Source organism: Terrabacter sp. LjRoot27 (assembly GCF_964254175.1).
GTDB lineage: Bacteria > Actinomycetota > Actinomycetes > Actinomycetales > Dermatophilaceae > Terrabacter.
In genome coordinates this window covers 1,103,830-1,124,099 of the sequence record NZ_CAXUSS020000001.1, presented here as the reverse complement: position 1 = coordinate 1,124,099, position 20,270 = coordinate 1,103,830, and the positions used below count along the sequence as shown (strand labels likewise).

The window sequence follows — 20,270 nt, the reverse complement described above, 5'->3', positions numbered from 1 at the left end:
GATTCGGTGGCCATCAGCGACGACGACCCTTCTTGTCGTCCTTCACGTGACCCTTGAACGTGCGGGTCGGTGCGAACTCGCCGAGCTTGTGGCCGACCATCGACTCGGTGACGAACACCGGGACGTGCTTGCGGCCGTCGTGGACGGCGAAGGTGTGGCTCAGCATGTCCGGGCTGATGACCGAACGGCGCGACCAGGTCTTGATGACGTTCTTGGTGCCCGCTTCGTTCTGGGCGTCCACCTTCTTCTGAAGGTGGTCGTCGATGAAGGGGCCCTTCTTCAGGCTACGAGGCATTCCAAAGGCTCCTTATCAGCGCTTCTTGCCAGTACGGCGGCGACGAACGATGAGCTTGTCGCTTTCCTTGTGTCCCTTGCGGGTCCGGCCCTCGGCCTGACCCCACGGGCTGACGGGGTGACGTCCACCGGACGTCTTGCCCTCACCACCACCGTGCGGGTGGTCGACCGGGTTCATGGCGACACCACGGACGGTCGGGCGCTTGCCCTTCCACCGCATGCGGCCGGCCTTGCCCCAGTTGATGTTGCTCTGCTCGGCGTTGCCCACCTCGCCGACGGTCGCGCGGCAGCGCGCGTCGACGTTGCGGATCTCACCGGACGGCATACGCAGCTGGGCGTAGGGGCCGTCCTTGGCGACGAGCTGCACGCGAGCACCCGCGGAGCGGGCGATCTTCGCGCCACCACCGGGCTTGAGCTCGATCGCGTGGACGACCGTACCCACCGGGATGTTGCGCAGCGGAAGCGAGTTGCCCGGCTTGATGTCGGCCGCGGGGCCGTTCTCGATCGGGTCGCCCTGCTTCAGCTTGTTCGGAGCCAGGATGTAGCGCTTCTCGCCGTCGGCGTACTGGACGAGCGCGATGCGCGCGGTGCGGTTGGGGTCGTACTCGATGTGAGCGACCTTGGCCGGCACGCCGTCCTTGTCGTGGCGACGGAAGTCGATGACGCGGTAGGCACGCTTGTGGCCGCCACCGATGTGACGCGTGGTGATGCGGCCCGCGTTGTTGCGGCCACCCGTCTTCGACAGGGGGCGGACGAGCGACTTCTCCGGGGTGGAACGCGTGATCTCGACGAAGTCGGCGACCGACGAGCCACGACGGCCCGGCGTGGTCGGCTTGTACTTACGGATACCCATGTTCGTGTGTCCTTATTCTTCGTCGATCTCAGGCGCCCGCACCGAAGATGTCGATCGTTCCCTCGCGGAGGGAGACGATCGCACGCTTGGTGTCCTTGCGCTTGCCGAGGCCGAATCGGGTGCGACGGGTCTTGCCCTGACGGTTCAGGGTGTGGACCTTGTCGACCTTGACGTTGAAGATCTGCTCGATGGCGATCTTGATCTCCGTCTTGTTCGCACGGGGGTCGACGATGAAGGTGTACTTGCCCTCGTCGAGGAGACCGTACGACTTCTCGGAGACGACCGGCGCGATCAGGATGTCGCGGGGGTCCTTGGCGTGGATGCTCACTTGGTGGCCTCCTTGTCGGCCTTGTCAGCCTTCACGGGACCGGCGACGAACGCGTCGAGGGCGGCCTGGGTGAAGACGATGTCGTCGGCGCACAGGACGTCGTACGTGTTGAGCTGGTCGGCGACCAGCACGTGGACGTTCTGCAGGTTGCGGACCGACTTGAACGCCACCTCGTCACCGCGCTCGAGCACGACGAGCAGGTTGGGGCGCTCGGTCAGACCGGCGAGCAGCGCGGCGGCGTCCTTCGCCGAGGGCAGGTCGCCCGAGACGATGGCGTCGACGACGTGGATGCGGTCGAAGCGGGCCCGGTCGGAGAGGGCTCCGCGCAGGGCGGCGGCCTTCATCTTCTTCGGGGTGCGCTGGGAGTAGTCACGCGGCTGCGGGCCGTGGACGACGCCACCGCCGGCGAACTGCGGGGCGCGGGTCGAGCCCTGACGGGCGCGACCGGTGCCCTTCTGGCGGTAGGGCTTGCGCCCACCGCCGCGGACCTCGCCGCGGGTCTTCGTCGAGTGCGTGCCCTGACGAGCGGCCGCGAGCTGTGCCACCACGACCTGGTGGATCAGCGGGACGTTGGTCTGGACGTCGAAGATGTCAGCGGGAAGCTTGGGGGTCTTCGTGGCCATGTGGATCATGCACCCTTCGCAGCCGTGCGGATCAGGACGATGCCACCGCGGGGGCCGGGGACGGCACCCTTGATGAGCAGGAGGCCCTTCTCGGCGTCAACGGCGTGGATCTGGAGGTTCTGGGTCGTCTGGCGAACGCCACCCATGCGACCGGCCATGCGCATGCCCTTGAAGACACGGCCCGGGGTCGAGCAGCCGCCGATGGAGCCCGGCTTGCGGTGGTTGCGGTGCGCACCGTGCGAGGAGCTGACGCCGTGGAAGCCGTGACGCTTCATGACACCGGCGAAGCCCTTGCCCTTGGTCGTGCCCGTCGCGTCGACGCGCTGGCCGGCCTCGAAGGACTCGGCCGTGATCTCCTGGCCGAGCTCGTAGTCGGCGGCGTCGGCCGTGCGGAGCTCGACGAGGTGACGGCGCGGCGTGACGCCGGCCTTCTCGAAGTGGCCGCTCATCGGCTTGTTCACCTTGCGGGGGTCGATCGCACCGAAGGCGATCTGGACCGCGGAGTAGCCGTCGGTCTCGTCGGCACGCACCTGCGTCACGACGCAGGGGCCGGCCTTGACCACGGTCACGGGGACGAGCTTGTTGTCTGCGTCCCACACCTGGGTCATGCCGAGCTTCTCGCCGAGCACGCCCTTGACGTTCTTCTGAGCAACAGTCATCTCTACAACCGCCTCAGAGCTTGATCTCGATGTTGACGTCCGCCGGCAGGTCGAGACGCATCAGCGAGTCGACGGCCTTGGGCGTCGGGTCGATGATGTCGATGAGGCGCTTGTGCGTGCGCATCTCGAAGTGCTCGCGGCTGTCCTTGTACTTGTGCGGCGACCGGATCACGACGAAGACGTTCTTCTCCGTCGGCAGCGGGACGGGTCCCACCACGGTCGCGCCGGCGCGCGTCACTGTGTCAACGATCTTCCGGGCCGAGTTGTCGATGACCTCGTGGTCGTACGACTTCAGCCGGATGCGGATCTTCTGTCCCGCCATCTGATGAACGTCTCTCTCTCGCTTCTGACTACCGGTTCCCTTGGCCATCCGACCCCCGAGGTCGGGCGTGTCGCGCCCGCTTCGCGGTGAAAGGTGCGCACCTGAGTGCCACTTTCGTGTGGATTGCCCGGCCGAACCGGGTAACTTGCGCTTCCCTCGGGCCTCCGAGAGGAGTCCGGGCGAGTCCCCGTCAGGAGGCTCTCAAGGGGCGGCGGCACCGACATGGGTCAGCGACGCGCGTCAAGCAACCTGAACAGTGTGCCAGAGCGCGCACCGCACTATCAAATCGGGCCGGCACGCCACCGCAGGGCCGTGCACATGGCGCGTCGTCAGTGGAGAGGACGGGCGCAGGCGGCGGTGCCGCCCGGCAGCTGCTGGCGGTGCTCGGCCACCCAGTGGTACGCCTTCGCGGCCACCCACGAGACGCCGGGTGCCATGAGGAGGTGGCCGGCGGGTCGCCAGGCCGGGGCGCCGTGCGTCGCCGCGCTCGCGATGGCGCGATGACCCGAGCGGATGCTGCCGTCGGCGGTGATGAACTGGGCCGCCTCGTCGCAGTCCTGCGGGGTGAGACCCACGGCCGCGAGGTCGAGCGACTGCCAGGGATGCACGTCGTAGCGGTCCCGCCGGTCGACCCACCGCTTGATGAACTGCACGCTGCGCGTGCAGAACCCGCAGTCGGCGTCGTAGACGAGGGTCGGCCGGTCCGGCACGACGAGCGTGGTCTCCACCCGGTGATCATCGCACCCGGCGAGCGCCGTCCCGCACCCCGCCGCCTCCGACCGAGGACGTCTGCCGCTGCGCGCGGGCACCGGCGAAGCCTCCCGTGCGCGGGTGGCGCGCTCCCCCGCCGGCCGCTCAGGCCGGGGCGAGGAAGGCGCTCAGCGCTCCGGCATACATCGCCGGGTCCTCGGCGCCCATCAGCTCGCGCGTGCTGTGCATCGACAGCGCGGCCGCGCCGAAGTCCACGGTGGTGGCGCCGGTCAGGGACGACGTCACGGGGCCGACCGTCGACCCGCACGGCAGGTCGCTGCGGGTGACGAAGGTCTGCATGGGGACCCCGGCCTGCTCGCAGGCGAGTCGGAACGCCGCCGCGCCGACGGAGTCCGTCGCGTAGCGCAGGTTGGTGTTGACCTTGAGCACGGGGCCGCCGTTGACGCGGATCTGGTGCATCGGCTCGTGGCGGTCGGCGTAGTTGGGGTGGGTGGCGTGACCCATGTCCCCGGACGCGATGACCGTGGCCGCGAGGGCTCGCCAGTAGTCGTCCCGGGTGCCGCCGCCGGCCGAGACGATGCGCTCGAGCACCGAGGGCAGCAGCGTCGAGGTGGCTCCGCGCTCGGAGGTGCTGCCGATCTCCTCGTGGTCGAAGAGCACGAGCACGGGCACGTGGGCGGGCTCGGTGGCCACGGCGTCGAGCAGGGCCCGCACGCCGGCATACGACGTCGCGAGGTTGTCGAGGCGCGGGGCGGCGATGAGCTCGCGCGCCCGGCCGAGGCGCGTGGACGGCTGCACCGGATGGGTCATGACGTCCCACGACAGGACGTCCTCGCGGTCGACCCCGACCTGCTCCGCGAGGTAGCCGACGAAGTCGCCGGGCTCGTCGCCGACCCCCCAGAGCGGCTCCATGTGGGCCTGCTTGTTGAGCGTGAGCGCGTCGTTCTGGGTGCGGTCGAGGTGGATCGCGAGCTGCGCCACCCGCAGCAGGGCCTCGCGCCCGTGGAAGGTGCGCGCCTCGACTCCCGCGGCGCCGCGCACGGCGACCCGGCCGGCGAGCCCGAGGTCGCGGTCGAGCCACGAGCTGAGGATGAGGCCGCCGTAGGGCTCGATGCCGAGCATCTGCCAGCCGGCCCGCGCGTGGTCGGGGTTGGGCTTGATGCGCAGGTTGGGACTGTCGGTGTGCGCTCCGACGACGCGGAAGCCCGCAGCGGGCCCGGCACCGGCGCCGTGCGCGCCGGTGGTGTCCCAGGCGATGAGCGACCCACCGCGCACGAGGTAGTGCCGACCGGGCTCGGTCGGCCACGGCTCGGTCTCGACGACCTCGGTGAAGCCCTCCGCGACGAGTCGCTCGGCGGCCTGCTCGCACGCGTGGAACGGCGTCGGCGAGGCGTCGACGTAGTCGATGAGCCCCTGGGCTTCGGTGTCGGTGTCGAACGTGTGCGCCATGGCTCCCGACCCTATCCGCCGACCTGTCGGCCGCACCGGTCGGGCCGAGCTCCGGGGCGACGCAGGCTGCCGTCGGTGCACGAGCGGCTCCCCGGCAGGAGGGACTGGCAGGATCGCTCGCATGCCCGACACCGTGCTCCGCTCGCTCGCCGACGACCTCGCCTCCCCCGACCCCGCCGTGCGGGACGACGGGGCGTATGCCGCCCTGGCGCGCCGCGTGCGCGAGGGTGACCTCGGCGCCGACGACCGCGCGTGGCTCGCCTCGGAGATGCTCGTGCGGCTGGCTCACGAGCGGGTCGAGGCGCGCGCCTTCGCGCCTCTCGTCCTCGCCTCTCTCGTCTCGGCCGGGGACTTCGAGCCGGGCTGGGTGGAGGCCGTGACCCGCTGGTACGTCACCGAGCAGGACCTTCGGGGGCACGACCCTGCGCTCGGGTGGGTGCACGCGGTCGCGCACGGCGCCGACTTCTTCGGTGAGTGCGGCGCCGCCGGGGTCGGCGACGCCGCGGCCCTGCTCGAGGCCCTGGGGCGTCGCCTCGTCGCGCCGACGACGTTCGTGTGGCGCGACCAGGAGGACGACCGGCTCGCCTGCGCGCTCGCCCTCGTGCTGACCCGCGACGACGTCGACGAGGCCACGTCGGTCGGCTGGCTCGACCACGTCCGCGCGATGTTCGCCGCGGGCTCTCCGGGGCCGGTGCCCGCCGAGGTGAGCAACACCATGCGGACGCTGCGCTCGCTCCACGTGGCGCTCGGCGAGCAGGTCCTCCGCGGCGGGCAGCCGGTCGCCGTGCCCCACGAGGATCTCGTCCGGCGCGAGGTGGCCGGGCTCCTCGCCGAGGTGACACCGTGGTTCTGGCGGCCGAGGACGACCTGAGACGACGGGGAGTGCTCCCCATTGGCCGAGCGCGGCCACCCTGCCTAGGGTTTGGGGAGCGGCCACCACTCGGCCGCCGCGGACACCGACAGCTCGGGGAGGGCATCAGCCGTGGTCGTGTACAGGAAGGGCGCTGATCCGGACGCTCTCGATCGCAGCGCGGGCCAGCTCGACCGCTTCGCCGGTGAGTGCCGTGCGGCACGCAATGCCGTCGACCACGCGTTCGGCGCACTCGGAAATGCTTGGGGCGGAAGGGACTTCGACTCCTTCCGTGGTGACTGGCGGTCGTCGGCACCGAGCATCGACGCACTGGAACGCGCCCTGCACGGTCTCGGCGCAAAGCTGCGCGAGAACGCCGCGCGACAGCGTGGGGCCAGCGGGCAGGCCGGCGGCACAGGTGGATCGGGTGGCGCCGGAGGCGGAGGCCCGCTCGGCACGGGCGTCCCGATGTCGTTCGGACCCACGCCCTCCCCCTCCCCGGGACCGGCCCCGACACCGACGAGTCCCCCACCACCGGCGACCACCGGCACGGGCGGGCCCGTGGACGGCTACGACTTCGGGGAGCCGAAGAAGCCCGACATCGAGTGGGACGAGGGCTTCGAGTACGACTCGAAGGACTCGAACTGGCGCGACCACATCGCCAAGCTCGAGTGGATGGCCAAGCTCGAGGGCGGACGCCTGGTCAAGTCCGACCTCGACGACGCGACGGCGATGTACGCCCACTACTGGGACAACAACGGCGAGCCCGTGCGCTTCGACTACGAGGAGGGTTTCAAGGAGGACCCGTCCATCGCGGCCAACGTCAACTCCGAGGTGGCCCGCACCGCCGCGGCCGTCGACGAGATGGTGCGCAACGGCAACTCGCACTTCAGCATGACCGGGGACGCACACCCGGCGACGGCCTACCCGACGACCGAGAACTGGCAGAAGACGATCGGCGGCTACCAGCAGTGGAGCAGCGCCGACGTCACCGTCGAGAACGGCCAGGTCTCGATGCAGGTCACCGTGCACGCCGAGGACTACTACAACTTCAACCCCGACCAGGCGGACATCGCGAGCGGCGCCGGCGACAACGAGAACGGCCGCTTCACCGAGATCGGGTGGGCCAAGCCCTTCCCGTCGAGCGGCGACGTCACGCGTACGATCACGTGGCCGGTCGGCTCACCGCCGCCGAGCATCGACGTGGGTCCGGGCGATGTCGAGCGCACCCCCGGCCTGGGTCGTGAGGACCGAGCCGACGAACGAGGGAGCAGCCGATGAGCACCCGCCCCGCCGCGGCCGCGCTGGCGGCCGCCCTGACCTTCACCCTGACCGCGGGGTGCAGCACCGACCCCGCTCCGACCACCGACCGCACGAGGAGCACCGTGAGCAGCGCGACCAAGACCGGCACCGGCGACGTGCGCACCGACCTCGAGCCGCTGACCAAGCGCTTCAGCGCGCTGGGACAGCCCGTCTCCGCGACGTGGATGTCGGGGACGCTCGGCGGCGAGGCTCCCGGGCCGTCGACGTACTGGATCGACGCCGTCGTCGAGGTCACCCCCGAGACCGCGGCCGCCCTCCGGGCCGCCTCCCCCGAGCCAACCACCGAGACCCCCGACGTCGAGGACGGGGTCCGCTCCGCCCTGCCCTCCGGACAGCTCCTGCGGTCCACGTCGCTCGACGCGCTCTTCGCCCAGGGCTCCTTCCGCGCCAAGGCCTACCTCGCCGCCGACTCCGACACCGTCGTCCTCGTCGCCCTCGGCCAGTAGGCCCGCCACACCCGACAGCTCGCTCCCTGCCGCTTCGGCCGCTGCAGGAGGACCATCGGGCCATGGACCCCTCTCAGCGCCGCGCCGGTGTCGCCGCACTCTTCGACCAGCTCGCCCCCGGCTACGACCGGGGCGGCGTGCCGTGGTTCGGCCCGATCGGCACCAGGCTCGTCGAGCTCACCGCGCCGCAGCCGGGTGACCGGGCCCTCGACGTCGGCGCCGGACGGGGAGCAGCGACCTTCCCCCTCGTCGACGCCGTCGGGCCGACGGGGCACGTCACCGCCGTCGACCTCTCCCCCGCCATGGGCATCCACCTGCGGGACGAGGCCGAGACGCGCGGAGCCCGCATCGACGTCGTCGTCGGCGAGGCGTCGCCGGACACCCTGCCGGCCGGCACCTTCGACGCGCTGACCGCCTCGCTCGTGCTCTTCTTCGACCCCCAACCGGCGCAGACCCTCGCGGGCTGGATCTCCTTGCTGCGCCCGGGGGGCCGCCTCGGCCTGTCCACCTTCGGCCCCACCGACGCCGCCTGGACGGCCGCCGAGGCCGTCCTGCTTCCGTATGCCCCACCCCAGGTCCTCGACGCCCGCACCACCGGCCGGACGGGCCCCTTCGCCACCACCGGCACCATGGCCGCCCTCCTCGAGGCCGCGGGCGCCACCGACGTGGACAGCCACGACGAGCCCCTCGAGGTGGCCCTCCCCGACGGCGATGCCTGGCGCGCCTGGACGATGACCCTCGGACTGCGCCAGCTCTGGGCCGCCGTCCCCGACAGCGCGATGCCTAAGGTCCTCGCCGACATCGAGTCCGCCCTCGAGCCCGACCGCCGCGACGACGACCAGCTCCACCTCACCCAACAGGTCCGCTACACCACCGGAACCCGCCCCTGACCCAGAGAGAAGGAGCCTGCGCGCGAGGCTGGAGGCCGGTACGGAACCGAGGAGGGGGCGCACGACGGCCCGAGCGGCATCGGAGGCGGCCCACGGCATACGCAAGGGGTGCAGTCCCGAGAAGTGGGCCGCCGACGCTCCACGCCGCTCGGGCCGTCGGGCGTCCGTGACGACACGGGCAGCGAAACCCCAAGAGCCCGAGCGAGCACGCGGAAGGGCCCGCCCCGCCGAAGCGGAACGGGCCCTACCGGAACTACAGGTGAAGCAGGTGCTGCGTCAGATCACTTGATGATCTTCGTGACGCGACCGGCGCCGACCGTGCGGCCACCCTCACGGATGGCGAACTTGAGGCCGTCCTCCATGGCGATCGGCTGGATGAGCTCGACCGTCATGTCGGTGTTGTCGCCGGGCATGACCATCTCGGTGCCCTCGGGCAGGTGCACGACACCCGTCACGTCCGTCGTACGGAAGTAGAACTGCGGACGGTAGTTGTCGTAGAACGGCGTGTGACGGCCGCCCTCGTCCTTCGAGAGGATGTAGACCTGAGCCTCGAAGTCCGTGTGCGGGGTGATCGAGCCCGGCTTGCAGATGACCTGCCCGCGCTCGACGTCCTCGCGCTTCGTGCCACGAAGGAGCAGACCGACGTTCTCGCCGGCGCGACCCTCGTCGAGGAGCTTGCGGAACATCTCGACGCCCGTGACGGTCGTCTTGGCCGGCGGACCGGTGTGGATGCCGACGATCTCGATCTCCTCGTTGACCTTGAGGATGCCGCGCTCGATACGACCGGTGACGACGGTGCCACGACCGGTGATCGTGAAGACGTCCTCGACGGGCATGAGGAACGGCTTGTCGACGTCGCGCTCGGGCTCCGGGATGGAGTTGTCGACGGCGTCCATGAGGTCGAGGACCGACTGGCCCCACTTCTCGTCGCCCTCGAGCGCCTTGAGCGCCGAGACCTGCACGACCGGAAGGTCGTCGCCCGGGAACTCGTACTGCGACAGGAGCTCACGGACCTCCATCTCGACGAGCTCGAGGATCTCCTCGTCGTCGACCATGTCGGCCTTGTTGAGCGCCACGACGATGTAGGGGACGCCGACCTGGCGGGCCAGGAGGACGTGCTCCTTCGTCTGCGGCATGGGGCCGTCGGTGGCGGCGACCACGAGGATCGCGCCGTCCATCTGAGCCGCACCCGTGATCATGTTCTTCACGTAGTCAGCATGGCCCGGGCAGTCGACGTGGGCGTAGTGACGACCCTCCGTCTGGTACTCGATGTGCGCGATCGAGATCGTGATACCGCGCTGGCGCTCCTCGGGAGCCTTGTCGATGTCCTCGAACGCGAACTGGGGGTTCAGGTCGGGGTACTTGTCGTGCAGAACCTTGGAAATCGCAGCCGTCAGCGTCGTCTTGCCGTGGTCAATGTGACCGATGGTGCCGATGTTGACGTGCGGCTTGGTCCGCTCGAACTTTGCCTTCGCCACTGTGGTCCTCCTCAGGACTATCTCGTGTTACGCCGTACGACCAGGGCAGGACGTGGCGCTGTTGGGGTGGTTTCCGATGGAAGAGACTACGGGATGTCCCGCAGTCACTCCCCGCGGGTCTTCTTGATGATCTCCTCGGCAACGGCCTTGGGGACCTCTGCGTAGGAGTCGAACTCCATGGAGAAGCTCGCGCGACCCTGCGTCTTGGAGCGCAGGTCGCCGACGTAGCCGAACATCTCGGACAGCGGGACGAGGCCCTTGACGACCTTGGCGCCGCTGATGTCCTCCATGCCCTGGATCTGGCCACGGCGGGAGTTGATGTCGCCGATGACCTCGCCCATGTAGTCCTCGGGCGTACGGACCTCGACGGCCATCATCGGCTCGAGCAGGACCGGGTCAGCCTTGCGGATGGCCTCCTTGAGGACCATCGAGCCGGCGATCTTGAACGCCATCTCCGAGGAGTCGACGTCGTGGTACGCGCCGTCGTTGAGCGTCGCCTTGATGCCCACGAGCGGGTAGCCGGCGAGCACGCCGTACTGCATCGCGTCCTGGATACCGGCGTCGACCGACGGGATGTACTCACGCGGCACGCGACCACCGGTGACACCGTTGACGAACTCGTACATCGAGCCGTCCTCGGTCTCGCCCAGCGGCTCGAAGCTGACCTGGACCTTGGCGAACTGGCCCGAGCCACCGGTCTGCTTCTTGTGCGTGTAGTCGTACTTGAGGACGGGACGACGGATCGTCTCGCGGTAGGCCACCTGCGGCTTGCCGACGTTGGCCTCGACCTTGAACTCGCGCTTCATGCGGTCGACGAGGATGTCGAGGTGCAGCTCGCCCATGCCGGCGATGATCGTCTGGCCGGTGTCCTCGTCGTGGTGGACCTGGAAGGTCGGGTCCTCGGCCGAGAGCTTCTGGATGGCCGTGCCGAGCTTCTCCTGGTCGCCCTTCGTCTTGGGCTCGATGGCGACCTGGATCACCGGGTCGGGGAAGGTCATCGACTCGAGCACGATCTGGTCGTTGATGTCCGACAGGGTGTCACCGGTCGTCGTGTCCTTGAGGCCGATGGCCGCGTAGATGTGGCCGGCCATGGCCTCCTCGACGGGGTTCTCCTTGTTGGCGTGCATCTGGAAGAGCTTCCCGATGCGCTCCTTGCGGCCCTTGGTCGAGTTGATGACGCTCGTGCCCGAGCTGATGTGGCCCGAGTAGACGCGGATGAAGGTCAGCGTGCCGAAGAACGGGTGCGTGGCGACCTTGAAGGCGAGGGCCGAGAACGGCGCCTCGGTGCTCGGAGCACGCGTCAGCTCGACCTCCTCGTTGCCCGGCTTGTGGCCGATCATCGGGGGCACGTCGAGCGGCGACGGGAGGTAGTCGACGACGGCGTCGAGCATCGGCTGCACACCGCGGTTCTTGAACGCGGAGCCACAGAACACCGGGTAGACCTCGGAGTTCACGGTGAGCTTGCGGATGCCGGCCTTGAGCTCGTCCTCGGTCAGCTCCTCGCCACCGAGGTACTTCTCCATGAGGTCGTCGTCGGCCTCGGCGACACGCTCGACGAGAGCCATGCGGTACTCCTCGGCCTTCGCCTGGAGGTCGGCCGGGATCTCGGCGATCTCGTACTTCGCACCCATCGTCACGTCGCCCTTGGCGTCGCCGGGCCACACGAGGGCACGCATGTAGATGAGGTCGATGACACCGAGGAAGTCGTTCTCGGCACCGATCGGCAGCTGCATGACGAGCGGCTCCGCGCCGAGGCGGTCCTTGATCGTCTGCACGGTGAAGTAGAAGTCGGCGCCGAGCTTGTCCATCTTGTTGACGAAGCAGATGCGGGGGACGTCGTACTTGTCCGCCTGGCGCCACACCGTCTCGGACTGCGGCTCGACACCCTCCTTGCCGTCGAACACCGCGACGGCACCGTCGAGGACGCGCAGCGAGCGCTCGACCTCGACCGTGAAGTCGACGTGCCCGGGGGTGTCGATGATGTTGACCTGGGTGCCTTCCCAGAAGGAGGTCACGGCGGCAGACGTGATCGTGATGCCGCGCTCCTTCTCCTGCTCCATCCAGTCGGTCGTCGACGCACCGTCGTGGGTCTCACCGATCTTGTGGTTGACACCGGTGTAGAAGAGGATGCGCTCCGTCACCGTGGTCTTGCCAGCGTCGATGTGCGCCATGATGCCGATGTTGCGGACCTTCTTGAGGTCCGTCAGGACGTCGAGTGCCACGTCAGGTTTCTCGTCTCATTCGTCGTGGAGTGAAAATCGTGGGCGCCGTGGGCCGCGTCGTGCGACGGGCGGGCGCGTGCCCGGCGGTATGCCGTGGAGCGAGCTCCCCGGCATACCGACCGGACCGCTGGGTCACCAGCGGTAGTGCGCGAAGGCCTTGTTGGACTCGGCCATCTTGTGGGTGTCCTCGCGGCGCTTGACAGCGGCACCGAGGCCGTTGCTCGCGTCGAGGATCTCGTTCATGAGGCGCTCGGTCATCGTCTTCTCGCGACGCTGCCGCGAGTAGCCGACGAGCCAGCGCAGGGCGAGCGTGGTCGAGCGGTTCGGCTTGACCTCGATCGGCACCTGGTAGGTCGCGCCACCGACGCGACGGCTCTTGACCTCCATGGCCGGCTTGACGTTGTCGAGCGCACGCTTGAGCGTGGCGACGGGGTCGGTGCCGGTCTTCTGGCGGCAGCCCTCGAGGGCGCCGTAGACGATCATCTCGGCGATCGACTTCTTGCCGTCGAGGAGGATCTTGTTGACGAGCTGCGTGACGAGCGGGCTCTGGTAGACCGGGTCGACGACGAGCGGGCGCTTCGGAGCGGGTCCCTTACGAGGCATCAGCTCTTCTCCTTCTTCGCGCCGTAACGGCTACGAGCCTGCTTGCGGTTCTTGACACCCTGGGTGTCGAGCGTGCCGCGGACGATCTTGTAACGCACACCCGGGAGGTCCTTCACACGACCACCGCGCACGAGCACGATCGAGTGCTCCTGCAGGTTGTGGCCGACGCCGGGGATGTAGGCCGTGACCTCGATGCCCGAGCTGAGGCGCACGCGGGCGACCTTGCGGAGGGCAGAGTTCGGCTTCTTGGGGGTGGTGGTGTACACGCGGGTGCACACACCGCGGCGCTGGGGCGAGCCCTTGAGCGCCGGGGTCTTGGCCTTGCTGGCCTTGTCCTGGCGGCCCTTGCGGACCAGCTGGTTGATGGTAGGCAACCTGGTTACTCCATAACGTTGCTCGTGGTCAGTCGTCCTGGCGGACGGCTCCTTGACTGTTCGGTCCCTCGACCCCCGAGGTCGGGTGTGTCGGAACCGGTACTTCCCCCTGCACTCCCCTGCTTCGCGGCTGCCGGGAGGCAGTCGGTGGGAAGGGTTGCCCGGCGAAAGGTGTGCTCTGGACCGCAGTGATGTCACGTCCGCGGTGAGCGGGCGGACAGGGCACCGAGGCCGTCATCGCGCATGCCTGAGAGCGTGCCTCAGACACAGTGTTCAAGCGTACCGGGGCGCGGCACGCCGACCAAATCGGTTAGACCGGGCCCCACGCGGCCGATGCGGTATGCCGTCCGGCGGGCACCCCGTTCGGCACACCGCGGCGGGTGGCCGGCTCGGGAGAGCCGGGGTCTCCGGGGGCCTGGAACGGGACCGGGACCGGTCAGCCCAGGCGCCAGTCACCGGCATACATGTGCAGCACGGGCACGCCGAGCGTCTCGCGGGCCCGCGAGGCCCAGTCGGTGTGGAAGGTGTCCTCGACCGCGTGCGGCTCGGTGACGACGACGACCTCGCGGGCGCCGAGACGGGCCACCTCCTCGACGAGCGTCGGCATGGGGTCGTCGGACGTGATCTCGCCGGTCGCGACGACGTCGTGGCTCTCGAACTCGGCCAGCGTCGTCGACAGCGCGGTGCCGGCGTCGGCGTGCGCCTCGCCCCGGTCGACGGGACGCAGGGACTCGAGGGCCTCCCGCATCTCGAAGAGGCTGAGGTGGTTGAGGAAGGAGCTGAGCAGGTTGCGCTCGGTGTCGGCGGGGACGAGGACACGGTAGGTCGGCGCGTCGTCCTCGTGCAGCCCGATGATCTTGTCGACGTCGACCGGCTTGAGGGCCTCCTCGGTGAGCACGATGATCGTCGGCGCCGGACCGCTGTCGGCCTCCTCGGCGTCGCGGTCCGTCGGCTCGTCGGTGGGCTCGTCGGTGGGCTCAGCGGTGGGCTCGGCGGCAGGCGCGGCGGCGGAGGGCTCGGCCGGCGTGTGGTCGGCGGGCTCGGGCGCGTTCGGCACGTCGGCCGTGGGCTCGGTCATGCGACCACCCTACCGAGGCAGCGGGTCCCGCGGGTCAGCGGTTGGTCATGCGCCAGCGCGCGAGGAGCACCCCGAGACGGTCCTCGACCGGCCGCGGCGAGGTGGCGGAGTACGTGCTCATCATGACGAAGGCGTAGCGACGGCCGTCGGCGCCCGAGACGTAGCCCGCGAGCGACGTGACGCCGGTCAGCGTCCCGTTCTTCGCGCGCAGGTTGCCGGCGGCCGCGGTGCCCCGCATGCGGCTGGCCAGGGTGCCACCGGTCCACCGGACCGGGTCGGCCCCTGCGACCGGCAGCGCGGCGCGGAAGGTGGGCCACCACGAGGTGCGCTGGACCTTGTCGAGCAGGGTCGCGAGCTGGTTGGGGGTCAGGCGGTCGGCGCGGGCCAGTCCCGAACCGTCGACGAACCGCATGCCTGCGGTGGGGATGCCGACGCGGGCTGCGTAGTCGCGCAGCACCGTGGTGCCCTCGGCCCAGCTGCCGGGACGGCCCGACCGGGACCCGAGCGTCTTCGTGATGGCCTCGGCGTGGCCGTTGTTGCTCAGCTTGAGGAACGGCACGAGCAGCTGCCCCAAGGTCATCGACGTGTGGCGTGCGAGCAGCGCCCGGGAGGACGGCGTCGTGCCGCGCACCGCGGTCCCGTCGACCCGGATGCCTGCCGCGACGAGCCGGGCGCGCAGGGCCCGGGCGGTCATGAGGGCCGGGTCGTTCACCGTCACCCACTTCCTGGCCGCCGAGTGCTTGAGCGGCACCTGACCGGTGACGGTCAGCGTGTTCGTCCCCGAGGCCCTGGTGACCGCGATCGTCGTCGTGGACCCCGTGGCGGAGGTGCGCGCCCTGTTGACGAGTCGCACGTGCGAGGCCGCGGACGCCGGCGTCACCGTGAGCCGGGGTGCGCTGGAGGTGCTCGTGCCGGGCGTCGCGGTGACGATGACGGTGCCCGCGTCGTAGTCGGTGTCGGGCGCCAGCGTCAGGGCCGACACCTGCGCGGCGTAGTAGCTCGACGCGTACGACGTGGACCAGTAGGGGTTGTAGCGCACCTCGTCGAAGGCGGAGGCGTCGGCGACGACGTCACCCGTGACCCGGGTGACGCCCTTGGCCCGCAGTGCGCTCACCAGCGATGTCAGGTCGCGCTCGAGCAGCGTCGGGTCGCCCGTGCCCTTGAGGTAGAGGCGCCCGGAGACCACTCCCCCGACGGGGGCGGAGGCTGCGTAGACGTCGGTGCGCCACCGGTAGCCGCTGCCGAGGTGGTACATCGCGGCCGCGGCGGTGAACGTCTTCTGCGTCGACGCCGGGGCGAGCGGGGTGTTGGCGTAGCGGACGTAGACGGGCACGCGGGTGGATGCGTCGGCGACGACGACCCCGACGTGCGCCGTCGAGGCCGTGACGCTCGGGTCGGTCATGAGCCGGCCCACCTCGCGGCGCAGGGCGGCGTCCCGCGAGGAGTAGACCGTGGCGCCGGAGCCCGGTGGGGCCGTGGCCACGAGCGCCGCGACGGCCAGCATGGCCACCGCGACGAGGAAGGGCCAGCGCACGGGGCGGTGGCGCGGGCCACGCGAGCCGCGCACGACCTTGAGCGAGCGAGGAGCACCGAGCATGACGACCTCCCGGGGTGTCGCCGGCCGACCCTGGCGCCGCCGGACTGTCACCGTTCCCCGGAGACTAGTCCGATTTGTCCGTTTCAGGCGCGTCGAGACGAGACGTCCGTCCCCGGACGCGCCGAGGGCCGGCTCCCCGGTCGGGGAGCCGGCCCAGCGGCATACGTGGTGGTCGTCGCCCCCCGCTCACGCGGCGGACGGGACCGGTCAGAACTGATCGAGACCGAGAGCCTCGTCGTCGAGACGGATGGCCTCGCCGGTGCCCGAACCGAAGCCTGCGTAGTCGTAGGCGTCGTAGTTCGGCAGCGAGTACATCGCGGCCTTGGCTTCCTCGGTGGGCTCGACCTTGACGTTCCGGTAGCGGGGCAGGCCCGTGCCGGCAGGGATGAGCTTTCCGAGGATGACGTTCTCCTTGAGGCCGAGCAGCGGGTCGGACTTGGCCTCCATGGCGGCCTGCGTGAGCACGCGGGTCGTCTCCTGGAAGGACGCGGCCGACAGCCACGACTCGGTCGCGAGCGAGGCCTTGGTGATGCCCATGAGCTCGGGACGACCGGCAGCCGGGCGGCCACCTTCGGCCATGACCTTGCGGTTCTCCTCCTCGAAGCGACCACGCTCGGCGAGCTCGCCGGGCAGCAGGTCGGCGTCGCCGGCCTCGATGATCGTCACGCGACGCAGCATCTGTCGGACGATGACCTCGATGTGCTTGTCGTGGATCGACACACCCTGCTGACGGTAGACCCGCTGCACCTCGTCGACGAGGTGCTTCTGGGCGGCACGCGGGCCGAGGATGCGAAGGACCTGCTTGGGGTCGATCGCGCCCTGGACGAGCTTGTCACCCACGGTCACGTGGTCACCGTCGGCGACGAGCAGGCGCGAACGCTTGCTCACCGGGTAGGCGTGCTGCTCGGAGCCGTCGTCGGGCGTCAGCAGGACGCGACGCGCCTTGTCGGTGTCCTCGATCTCGACGCGGCCGGTGGCCTCGGCGATCGGGGCGACACCCTTGGGCGTACGCGCCTCGAAGAGCTCGACGACACGCGGCAGACCCTGGGTGATGTCGTCGGCCGCGGCCGCACCACCGGTGTGGAAGGTACGCATCGTCAGCTGCGTGCCGGGCTCACCGATCGACTGGGCCGCGATGATGCCGACGGCCTCGCCGATGTCGACGAGCTTGCCCGTCGCGAGCGACCGGCCGTAGCAGGCCGCACACGTGCCGACCTTGCTGTCGCAGGTGAGGACCGAACGGATCCGGACCTCGTCGACACCGGCCGCGTAGAGCGCGTCGATGACGACGTCACCGAGGTCGATGCCGGCCACCGCGAGCGTCTGGCCGTCGACGACGACGTCCTCGGCCAGGGTGCGGGCGTAGACCGAGGCCTCGACGACCTCGCTCGGCGCACGCGTGCCCGTGGTCTCGTTGACCTGGGCGATCGGCAGCTTGAGGCCACGCTCGGTGCCGCAGTCGTCCTCACGGATGATGACGTCCTGCGACACGTCGACGAGACGACGCGTGAGGTAGCCGGAGTCGGCGGTACGCAGCGCCGTGTCGGCCAGACCCTTACGGGCACCGTGCGTCGAGATGAAGAACTCGAGCACCGTGAGGCCCTCACGGAAGTTCGCCTTGATCGGGCGCGGGATGATCTCGCCCTTCGGGTTGGCCATGAGGCCACGCATACCGGCGATCTGACGGATCTGGAACCAGTTACCACCAGCACCCGAGGACACCATCCGGTAGATGGGGTTCGTGCGCGGGAAGTTGGTCTCCATCTCCTTGGCGACCTGGTTGGATGCCTGCGTCCAGATCTCGACGAGCTCCTGACGACGCTCGTCGTCGGTGATGAGACCGCGCTCGTACTGCGTCTGGACCTTGGCGGCCTTCGTCTCGTAGCCCTCGAGGATCGCCGTCTTGTTGTCCGGCGTCGTGACGTCGGAGATGGCGACGGTGCAGCCCGAGCGGGTCGACCAGTGGAAACCGGCCTCCTTCAGGGCGTCGAGGGACGCGGCGACCTGGACCTTGGAGTAGCGCTCCGCGAGGTCGTTGACGATCGCCGAGAGACGCTTGCGGTCGACCGGACGGTTCTCGAACGGGTAGTCGAGCGGCAGCGTGTCGTTGAAGATCGCGCGGCCGAGCGTCGTCTCGAGCGTGATGCTCTTGACGATGCCGTCCTCGCCGGCCTCGACACCCTCGGGCAGCTCGAAGCCGGCCGGGGGCACCGCGTCCGTCAGGCGCAGCTTGATCGCCGAGCCGAGCAGGATCTCGCCACGGTCGAAGGCCATGCGGGCCTCCGAGGGGGACGAGAACGCGCGACCCGCACCGATGCCGCCACCGTCGACCGCGTCGGTCAGGTGGTAGATGCCGGTGATCATGTCCTGGGTCGGCATGGTCACGGGGCGACCGTCAGCCGGCTTGAGGATGTTGTTGCTCGACAGCATGAGGATGCGGGCCTCGGCCTGCGCCTCTGCCGACAGCGGCACGTGGACGGCCATCTGGTCACCGTCGAAGTCGGCGTTGAAGGCCGAGCAGACGAGCGGGTGGATCTGGATGGCCTTGCCCTCGACGAGCTGCGGCTCGAACGCCTGGATGCCGAGACGGTGCAGCGTGGGTGCACGGTTGAGCAGCACCGGGTGCTCCGTGATGACCTCTTCGAGGACGTCCCACACGACCGGGCGGGCACGCTCGACCATGCGCTTGGCCGACTTGATGTTCTGCGCGTGGTCGAGGTCGACCAGGCGCTTCATCACGAACGGCTTGAACAGCTCGAGCGCCATCTGCTTGGGCAGACCGCACTGGTGCAGCTTCAGCTGCGGGCCGACGACGATGACCGAACGGCCGGAGTAGTCGACGCGCTTGCCGAGCAGGTTCTGGCGGAAACGACCCTGCTTGCCCTTGAGCATGTCGGACAGCGACTTGAGCGGACGGTTGCCGGGACCCGTGACCGGGCGACCACGACGGCCGTTGTCGAAGAGGCTGTCGACGGCCTCCTGGAGCATGCGCTTCTCGTTGTTGACGATGATCTCGGGGGCACCGAGGTCGAGGAGGCGCTTCAGGCGGTTGTTGCGGTTGATGACGCGACGGTAGAGGTCGTTGAGGTCCGAGGTCGCGAAGCGGCCACCGTCGAGCTGCACCATCGGGCGCAGGTCCGGCGGGATGACCGGGATCGCGTCGAGGACCATGCCCGACGGGTGGTTCGTCGTCATCTGGAAGGCGTTGACGACCTTGAGGCGCTTGATGGCGCGGGTCTTCTTCTGGCCCTTGCCGGTGGCGATGATCTCCTGGAGGAGGTCCGCCTCGGCGTCGAGGTCGAAGGACTCGAGGCGCTTCTGGATCGCCGCGGCGCCCATGCCGCCCTCGAAGTACAGACCGAAGCGGTCACGCATCTCGCGGTAGAGGATCTCGTCGCCCTCGAGGTCCTGGACCTTGAGGTTCTTGAAGCGGTCCCAGACCTGCTCGAGGCGCTCGACCAGCTGGTCGGCACGCTTGCGGATGTTGTTCATCTCGCGCTCGGCCTGGTCGCGGACCTTGCGCTTCGCGTCGGCCTTGGCACCCTCGGCCTCGAGCTCGGCGACGTTGCGCTCGAGCAGCTGCGCGCGCGACTCGACGTCGGCGTCGCGGCGGTTCTCGATCTCCTTCTTCTCGACCTGGATCTGCGCCTCGAGCGACGGCAGGTCAGCGTGACGCTGGTCCTCGTCGACGGACGTGATCATGTAGGCCGCGAAGTAGATGACCTTCTCGAGGTCCTTCGGGGCGAGGTCGAGCAGGTAGCCGAGGCGGCTCGGGACACCCTTGAAGTACCAGATGTGGGTGACGGGGGCGGCGAGCTCGATGTGGCCCATCCGCTCACGGCGCACCTTGGCGCGCGTGACCTCGACGCCACAGCGCTCACAGATGATGCCCTTGAAGCGGACACGCTTGTACTTGCCGCAGTTGCACTCCCAGTCCCGGGTGGGGCCGAAGATGCGCTCGCAGAACAGGCCCTCCTTCTCGGGCTTGAGCGTGCGGTAGTTGATGGTCTCGGGCTTCTTGACCTCGCCGTGGCTCCACTGGCGGATGGATTCCGCGGTGGCGAGGCCGATGCGCAGCTCGTCGAAGAAGTTGACGTCGAGCACGTGGTTCCTTCTCTCGTAACTCTCGTTAAGTCTTTGGTCTGAGTGGTGTTCGTTGACGAGGGGGCG

The 20,270-nt window shown here is 69.4% G+C and carries 19 protein-coding genes; 4 read left to right on the top strand and 15 right to left on the bottom strand.

Annotated features, from left to right (window positions below; genetic code table 11):
- Positions 1 to 13: 13 nt before the first annotated feature.
- The 8 genes from rpsS to ACSQ2D_RS05215 form a co-directional block, all read right to left on the bottom strand.
- Positions 14 to 295, bottom strand: coding sequence for a 30S ribosomal protein S19 (gene rpsS, locus ACSQ2D_RS05250; RefSeq protein ID WP_020143240.1), 282 nt, complete (start codon positions 293 to 295; stop codon positions 14 to 16).
- A 15-nt stretch (positions 296 to 310) separates the two neighbouring features.
- Positions 311 to 1,147: a 50S ribosomal protein L2 gene (gene rplB / locus ACSQ2D_RS05245; protein WP_026864142.1), complete on the bottom strand. Its 837-nt coding sequence runs from the start codon at positions 1,145 to 1,147 to the stop codon at positions 311 to 313.
- 28 nt (positions 1,148 to 1,175) lie between these two features.
- Positions 1,176 to 1,475, bottom strand: coding sequence for a 50S ribosomal protein L23 (gene rplW / locus ACSQ2D_RS05240; protein WP_435984949.1), 300 nt, complete (start codon positions 1,473 to 1,475; stop codon positions 1,176 to 1,178).
- Positions 1,472 to 2,107 carry a 50S ribosomal protein L4 gene (gene rplD, locus ACSQ2D_RS05235; RefSeq protein WP_435984948.1) on the bottom strand — a complete coding sequence of 212 codons (636 nt, stop codon included), beginning with the start codon at positions 2,105 to 2,107 and terminating at the stop codon, positions 1,472 to 1,474. The genes rplW and rplD overlap by 4 nt, the downstream gene beginning before the upstream one ends.
- Positions 2,104 to 2,757, bottom strand: coding sequence for a 50S ribosomal protein L3 (gene rplC / locus ACSQ2D_RS05230; RefSeq protein ID WP_028785453.1), 654 nt, complete (start codon positions 2,755 to 2,757; stop codon positions 2,104 to 2,106). The genes rplD and rplC overlap by 4 nt, the downstream gene beginning before the upstream one ends.
- A gap of 13 nt (positions 2,758 to 2,770) precedes the next feature.
- Complete coding sequence (gene rpsJ, locus ACSQ2D_RS05225) at positions 2,771 to 3,079, bottom strand: 30S ribosomal protein S10 (RefSeq protein ID WP_009775966.1); 309 nt, start codon at positions 3,077 to 3,079, stop codon at positions 2,771 to 2,773.
- Between the two features lie 329 nt (positions 3,080 to 3,408).
- Entirely contained in the window at positions 3,409 to 3,807 is a 399-nt protein-coding gene (locus tag ACSQ2D_RS05220) for a thiol-disulfide oxidoreductase DCC family protein (protein WP_435984947.1), read from the bottom strand.
- Positions 3,808 to 3,934: 127 nt separating this feature from the next.
- Positions 3,935 to 5,239, bottom strand: a complete 1,305-nt coding sequence (locus tag ACSQ2D_RS05215) for a M18 family aminopeptidase (protein ID WP_435984946.1) — start codon at positions 5,237 to 5,239, stop codon at positions 3,935 to 3,937.
- A gap of 121 nt (positions 5,240 to 5,360) precedes the next feature.
- On the opposite strand from ACSQ2D_RS05215, the gene ACSQ2D_RS05210 reads away from it, so the two are divergent.
- The 4 genes from ACSQ2D_RS05210 (at position 5,361) to ACSQ2D_RS05195 (ending at position 8,748) form a co-directional block, all read left to right on the top strand.
- Positions 5,361 to 6,110, top strand: coding sequence for a DUF2785 domain-containing protein (locus tag ACSQ2D_RS05210; protein ID WP_435984945.1), 750 nt, complete (start codon positions 5,361 to 5,363; stop codon positions 6,108 to 6,110).
- A gap of 111 nt (positions 6,111 to 6,221) precedes the next feature.
- Positions 6,222 to 7,370: a WXG100 family type VII secretion target gene (locus tag ACSQ2D_RS05205; RefSeq protein WP_435984944.1), complete on the top strand. Its 1,149-nt coding sequence runs from the start codon at positions 6,222 to 6,224 to the stop codon at positions 7,368 to 7,370.
- Positions 7,367 to 7,858: a hypothetical protein gene (locus ACSQ2D_RS05200; RefSeq protein ID WP_435984943.1), complete on the top strand. Its 492-nt coding sequence runs from the start codon at positions 7,367 to 7,369 to the stop codon at positions 7,856 to 7,858. The genes ACSQ2D_RS05205 and ACSQ2D_RS05200 overlap by 4 nt, the downstream gene beginning before the upstream one ends.
- Before the next feature lie 62 nt (positions 7,859 to 7,920).
- Positions 7,921 to 8,748, top strand: a complete 828-nt coding sequence (locus ACSQ2D_RS05195) for a class I SAM-dependent methyltransferase (protein ID WP_435984942.1) — start codon at positions 7,921 to 7,923, stop codon at positions 8,746 to 8,748.
- Between the two features lie 281 nt (positions 8,749 to 9,029).
- Here the strand turns inward: ACSQ2D_RS05195 and tuf are convergent, their stop codons facing one another.
- The 7 genes from tuf to ACSQ2D_RS05160 all read right to left on the bottom strand — a co-directional run bounded on the left by tuf (position 9,030) and on the right by ACSQ2D_RS05160 (position 20,204).
- Entirely contained in the window at positions 9,030 to 10,226 is a 1,197-nt protein-coding gene (tuf, locus tag ACSQ2D_RS05190) for an elongation factor Tu (protein WP_020143252.1), read from the bottom strand.
- 104 nt (positions 10,227 to 10,330) lie between these two features.
- A complete protein-coding gene (gene fusA, locus ACSQ2D_RS05185; protein ID WP_435984941.1) occupies positions 10,331 to 12,448 on the bottom strand; it encodes an elongation factor G in 2,118 nt (705 codons plus the stop codon).
- Between the two features lie 132 nt (positions 12,449 to 12,580).
- Complete coding sequence (gene rpsG / locus ACSQ2D_RS05180) at positions 12,581 to 13,051, bottom strand: 30S ribosomal protein S7 (RefSeq protein WP_056752779.1); 471 nt, start codon at positions 13,049 to 13,051, stop codon at positions 12,581 to 12,583.
- The gene (rpsL, locus tag ACSQ2D_RS05175) at positions 13,051 to 13,425 is read right to left on the bottom strand and encodes a 30S ribosomal protein S12 (RefSeq protein ID WP_020143255.1); all 375 of its coding nucleotides are present in this window, start codon (positions 13,423 to 13,425) and stop codon (positions 13,051 to 13,053) included. The genes rpsG and rpsL overlap by 1 nt, the downstream gene beginning before the upstream one ends.
- A 436-nt stretch (positions 13,426 to 13,861) precedes the next feature.
- A complete protein-coding gene (locus tag ACSQ2D_RS05170; protein WP_435984940.1) occupies positions 13,862 to 14,503 on the bottom strand; it encodes a hypothetical protein in 642 nt (213 codons plus the stop codon).
- Positions 14,504 to 14,537: 34 nt separating this feature from the next.
- Positions 14,538 to 16,100 carry a D-alanyl-D-alanine carboxypeptidase/D-alanyl-D-alanine endopeptidase gene (gene dacB / locus ACSQ2D_RS05165; RefSeq protein WP_435984939.1) on the bottom strand — a complete coding sequence of 521 codons (1,563 nt, stop codon included), beginning with the start codon at positions 16,098 to 16,100 and terminating at the stop codon, positions 14,538 to 14,540.
- Between the two features lie 207 nt (positions 16,101 to 16,307).
- Positions 16,308 to 20,204, bottom strand: a complete 3,897-nt coding sequence (locus ACSQ2D_RS05160) for a DNA-directed RNA polymerase subunit beta' (RefSeq protein ID WP_435984938.1) — start codon at positions 20,202 to 20,204, stop codon at positions 16,308 to 16,310.
- Between the last annotated feature and the right edge of the window lie 66 nt (positions 20,205 to 20,270).